The sequence below is a fragment of the Castellaniella sp. genome (genome assembly GCF_034007085.1).
Lineage (GTDB): Bacteria > Pseudomonadota > Gammaproteobacteria > Burkholderiales > Burkholderiaceae_B > Castellaniella.
The window spans coordinates 1-4,761 of record NZ_JAVERO010000144.1 but is presented as its reverse complement, the minus strand read 5'-3'; the positions used below and the strand labels follow the sequence as shown (position 1 = coordinate 4,761).

The 4,761-nt window shown below is 63.6% G+C and carries 4 protein-coding genes and 1 pseudogene; all 5 read right to left on the bottom strand.

Features of this window, described 5'->3' with window-relative positions:
• Positions 1-240 (bottom strand): DUF2863 family protein (locus RBR29_RS10495; RefSeq protein WP_320349099.1); only part of this gene is annotated, 240 nt, incomplete at its 3' end.
• Between the two features lie 105 nt (positions 241-345).
• Entirely contained in the window at positions 346-2,931 is a 2,586-nt protein-coding gene (gene acnB, locus RBR29_RS10490) for a bifunctional aconitate hydratase 2/2-methylisocitrate dehydratase (RefSeq protein WP_320349098.1), read from the bottom strand.
• A 165-nt stretch (positions 2,932-3,096) separates the two neighbouring features.
• The gene (locus RBR29_RS10485) at positions 3,097-3,729 is read right to left on the bottom strand and encodes an OmpW family outer membrane protein (protein WP_320349097.1); all 633 of its coding nucleotides are present in this window, start codon (positions 3,727-3,729) and stop codon (positions 3,097-3,099) included.
• 214 nt (positions 3,730-3,943) lie between these two features.
• Positions 3,944-4,240, bottom strand: a complete 297-nt coding sequence (locus RBR29_RS10480; RefSeq protein ID WP_320349095.1) for a GNAT family N-acetyltransferase — start codon at positions 4,238-4,240, stop codon at positions 3,944-3,946.
• Positions 4,230-4,761: pseudogene (gene prpD, locus RBR29_RS10475) on the bottom strand (2-methylcitrate dehydratase); the annotation flags it as partial. The pseudogene prpD and the gene RBR29_RS10480, both read right to left, overlap by 11 nt.

Sequence of the window (4,761 nt, the reverse complement as noted above, 5' to 3'; positions counted from 1 at the left end):
ACGAGCTTCGGCCAGTTCGACCAGAAGTTCGTAGGCGGCCGACCGCTGTTCCAGCAAGGCATCCAGGGCGGATTCCACAGCACGCCCATGGCGGGCGCCCATGGCCTTGTCCAGGGCTTCGCCCAGACGACTTTCCCAGTAGGAGTCTTCCAGGTGGCTGCCCGAGCGCGACAGCGATTCGGCCAGGGAAATCAGGGTTTGCGACGTGCGTGACAAAGAGGAACGGGAACGAGGGGGCATGGTGTACCAGTGAACAGAGTAGAGCCTAGTGTACCTGCACTGAAATGAGAAAAACCCGGGGCCGAAGCCCCGGGCTCATGTTGGCATGGCGCAGGAATGCGCGAATCAGGCGTCCACGGTATTGGCCACCGCCGTGAAGTCTTCGATCTGGTCGAAATTCATGTAGCGGTAGATGGATTCGCTGTCCTTGGACAGCAGGCCCATGGCTTCCAGGTATTCTTCGCGCGTGGGAATGCGGCCCAGACCGGAGCAGATCGCCGCCAGTTCGGCCGAGCCCAGGAACACGTTGGAGTTCTTGCCCAGGCGGTTGGGGAAGTTGCGCGTACTGGTCGAGAATACCGTGGCGCCTTCGCGTACCTGGGCCTGGTTACCCATGCACAGCGAGCAGCCCGGCATTTCCATGCGTGCGCCCGCCGTGCCGAAGGTGCCGTAGTGGCCTTCCTTGGTCAGTTCGCTGGCATCCATCTTGGTCGGCGGCGCCACCCACAGCTTGGACGGCAGGTCGCGCTTGCCCTTGAGCAGCGTGGCTGCAGCACGGAAGTGGCCGATGTTGGTCATGCAACTGCCGATGAAGACTTCGTCGATGGCGGTGCCGGCGACGTCCGACAGCGTCTTGACGTCGTCCGGATCGTTCGGGCAGGCGACGATGGGTTCCTTGATGTCAGCCAGGTCGATTTCGATCACCGCCGCGTATTCGGCGTCGGCGTCGGGTTCGATCAATTGTGGGTTGGCCAGCCAGGCTTCCATGTTCTTGATGCGGCGTGCCAGGGTGCGGGCATCTTGGTAGCCATTGGCGATCATCCATTTCAGCAGCGTGATGTTGCTGTTCAGGTATTCGATGATCGGTTCCTTGTTCAGACGCACGGTGCAGGCGGCGGCCGAGCGTTCGGCCGAGGCATCGGACAGTTCGAAGGCCTGTTCGATCTTCAGGTTCGGCAGGCCCTCGATTTCGAGGATGCGGCCAGAGAAGATGTTCTTCTTGCCTTTCTTTTCGACCGTCAGCAGACCCTGTTTGATCGCGTACAGCGGGATGGCGTTGACCAGATCACGCAGCGTGACGCCGGGCTGCATTTCACCCTTGAAGCGCACCAGCACGGATTCGGGCATGTCCAGGGGCATGACGCCGGTGGCTGCTGCGAAGGCGACCAGGCCGGAACCGGCCGGAAAGCTGATGCCGATGGGGAAACGGGTGTGCGAATCGCCCCCGGTGCCGACCGTGTCGGGCAGCAGCATGCGGTTCAGCCAGGAATGGATGATGCCGTCGCCCGGACGCAGCGCCACCCCGCCACGCGTGCTGATGAAGGCGGGCAGTTCGTGGTGGGTCTTGACGTCCACGGGTTTGGGATAGGCGGCGGTATGGCAGAAGGACTGCATCACCAGATCAGCCGAAAAGCCCACGCAGGCCAGGTCCTTGAGTTCGTCGCGGGTCATGGGGCCGGTGGTGTCCTGGCTGCCGACCGAGGTCATGCGCGGTTCGCAGTAGGTGCCGGGGCGCACGCCCTGGCCTTCGGGCAGGCCGCAGGCGCGGCCGACCAGTTTTTGCGCCAGGGAAAAGCCCTTGCCGCTGTCGGCGGGGGATTCCGGCAGGCGGAACAGCGTCGTGGGCGGCAGGCCCAGGGACGCACGGGCCTTGGCCGTCAGGCCGCGACCGATGATCAGCGGAATACGGCCGCCAGCGCGGACTTCGTCCAGCAGCACATCGGACTTCAGCTGGAATTCGGCGATGACCTGGCCGTTTTTCAGGGCCTTGCCTTCGTAGGGGCGCAGTTCGATGACGTCGCCCATGTTCATGGCGGACACGTCCAGTTCGATCGGCAGGGCGCCGGAATCTTCCATGGTGTTGTAGAAGATCGGGGCGATCTTGCCGCCCAGACAGACGCCGCCGAAGCGCTTGTTGGGCACGAAGGGGATGTCTTCGCCGGTGTGCCAGATGACGGAGTTGGTGGCCGATTTGCGTGACGAACCCGTGCCGACCACATCGCCGACGTAGGCGACCAGATGGCCCTTGGCCTTGAGTTCGTTCAACAGCTTGATCGGGCCGACCTGGCCAGGTGCGTCGGGCACGATGCCGTCACGCGGGTTTTTGAGCATGGCCAGCGCATGCAGGGGAATGTCCGGACGGCTCCAGGCATCCGGGGCAGGCGACAGGTCGTCGGTGTTGGTTTCGCCAGTGACCTTGAACACGGTCAGGGTCAGGCTTTGCGGCACTTCGGGACGGCTGGTGAACCATTCGGCGTCGGCCCAGCTTTGCAGCACGGCCTGGGCCTGGGCGTTGCCCGCCTTGGCCTTTTCTTCGATATCGTGGAATGCATCGAAGACCAGCAGGGTCTTTTTCAGGCCTTCGGCGGCGATCGGGGCCAGTTCGGCGTGATCCAGCAGTTCGATCAGGGCGCTGATGTTGAAGCCGCCCAGCATGGTGCCCAGCAGTTCGGTGGCACGACGGGCGTCGATCAGGGGGCAGGATTCCTTGCCCAGGGCGACGGCGGCCAGGTAGGATGCCTTGACCTGGGCGGCATCGTCCACCCCGGCGGGGACGCGGTGCGTGAACAGGTCCAGCAGGAACTCGGCCTCGCCGGCAGGCGGGTTTTTCAGCAGTTCGATCAGATCGGCCGTCTGCTTGGCCGTCAGGGGAAGCGGCGGGATGCCGATCGCCTCGCGGGCGGCGGCTTCGGTGCGGTAGGATTCCAGCATGGAGTGAGGCCCCAGGAGAGAGGGTTGGAGAACAGCGCCATTTTACCGGCAAGCCGGTCCATCGGGCAATAGTCTTATATAAGACATAAGACTAAAGGGCAGATTCATACCCTTTGGGTACTCCTGGGGGGCCGGGCCTGGCCCGGCGCTGGGCATCCAGAGGGATCAGAAGCGGTAGCCGACTCCGATGGTGGCGACCCAGGGGTTGATCTTGGCCTTGCCGATGTCGTCGCCATTCAGGTGGACGGTGGAACGGATGTCGATGTAGCGCAGATCGGCGTTCAGGAACCAGCGGTCGTTCAGCATGTAGTCCACGCCGACCTGGGCGGCGACGCCCCAGGAATCGTCCAGGCTGAGGTCATTGCCTCGCAGGGCGCCTCGGGTCTTGGTGTCGAAGAACGTCGTGTAGTTCAGACCCACGCCGACATAGGGCTGGAAAGTGGCGTCTGGCAGGAAGTGCCATTGCACGCTCAGGGTCGGCGGCAGATGCTGGGTCGAGCCGATTTCGTCCAGGCCATCGGCATTGATCGTGTGCTTGAAGGGCGCGGCGCCCAGCAGTTCGATGCCGATGTTGCGGGTGGCCATGTAGGTCAGGCTGAAGCTGGGGCGGGTGCTGCCGTCGATGTCCAGCTTGACGGTGCCGTTGGCCAGGGTGCCGTTGTTGGACTTGGGCTCGACGTGCGTGACGCCGACTTTCAGCAGGATGTCGCCTGCCTCGTGGGCCAGTGCGGGGCTGGCAGCCAGCGTGCCGGCAGCCAGGGCGCAGGCGAGGACAGTGTGGCGTAGGCGGAATGCCATGAGGATTCTCCCTGTAAGCGATGTGGTTATAGGAAACCTTATTCTGGGGAAAACCCGGATCCAGGAAGTTAACCCGGATCAAAGAAATCACATGTTGGTGCGCATGTGTGGGTAATTGGCTGCAGGCCGGCCCTGGTTGACAGGCATATCGCCGCGCAGCGTCTGAGCGCCATGCGGTGGTGTGCCTGTCAGCGTGCTGAGCCGATCCGGGCGATCAGATCATCAGGTCCTGGTAGGCCGGATGCCGCCGCACATAGGCCGCGACATACGAACAGACCGGCCGGACCCGCCAGCCGCGCGCACGGGCTGTGTCCAGCCCGCAACGCACCAGATCGGCTGCGATGCCGCGCCCGCCCACGGCGGCAGGCACCCCCGTGTGCGTGAAGGATGCAACGGTGCCGTCCAGCACGTAGTCCAGGACGCAGAGATGGCCGTCTTCCGTCCATTCGAAGCGATGGGCGGCTTCGTCGTGGCGGATGGCCCGGGTGGGGACAGAGGGTTCAGATGACATACAAATCCACGTATTCATGCACTGGCATGGCTTCGAGCGTGGCCTGGTCCAGCGAGACATCCAGGATACGCTGCTGCTGGCGGGCCGGAAACTGGCGTGCCAGATTGCGGCGGAACTTGGCTTCCAGTCGTGGGATGCCGTCCTTGCGCCGACGCTTGTGGCCGATCGGGTATTCGCAGACGACCTCGTCGAGCCTGGTGCCATCCGTGAATTCGACGGTCAGCGCATTGGCGATGGAACGTTTGTCCGGGTCGTGGTAGTCGGCCGTGAAGGCGGGGTCCTCGACGCAGACCATCTTGTCGCGCAGGGCATCGATGCGGGGATCGGCGGCGACCCCGTCCTCGTAGTCGGCAGCCGTCAGGCGGCCGAACAGGATGGGTATGGCTACCATGTACTGGATGCAGTGATCACGGTCGGCGGGGTTGTGCAGCGGCCCTTTCTTGTCGATGATGCGGATGCAGGCCTCGTGGGTGTGGATCGTGATTTTCTTGATATCGGCAGCGGTCTTGCCCAGCGACTGC

Excerpts from the sequence above, each read along its gene's own strand:
- acnB (WP_320349098.1), bottom strand. The coding sequence starts at position 2,931 with ATGCTGGAATCCTACCGCACCGAAGCCGCCGCCCGCGAGGCGATCGGC.
- RBR29_RS10485 (WP_320349097.1), bottom strand. The coding sequence starts at position 3,729 with ATGGCATTCCGCCTACGCCACACTGTCCTCGCCTGCGCCCTGGCTGCC.
- RBR29_RS10480 (WP_320349095.1), bottom strand. The coding sequence starts at position 4,240 with ATGTCATCTGAACCCTCTGTCCCCACCCGGGCCATCCGCCACGACGAA.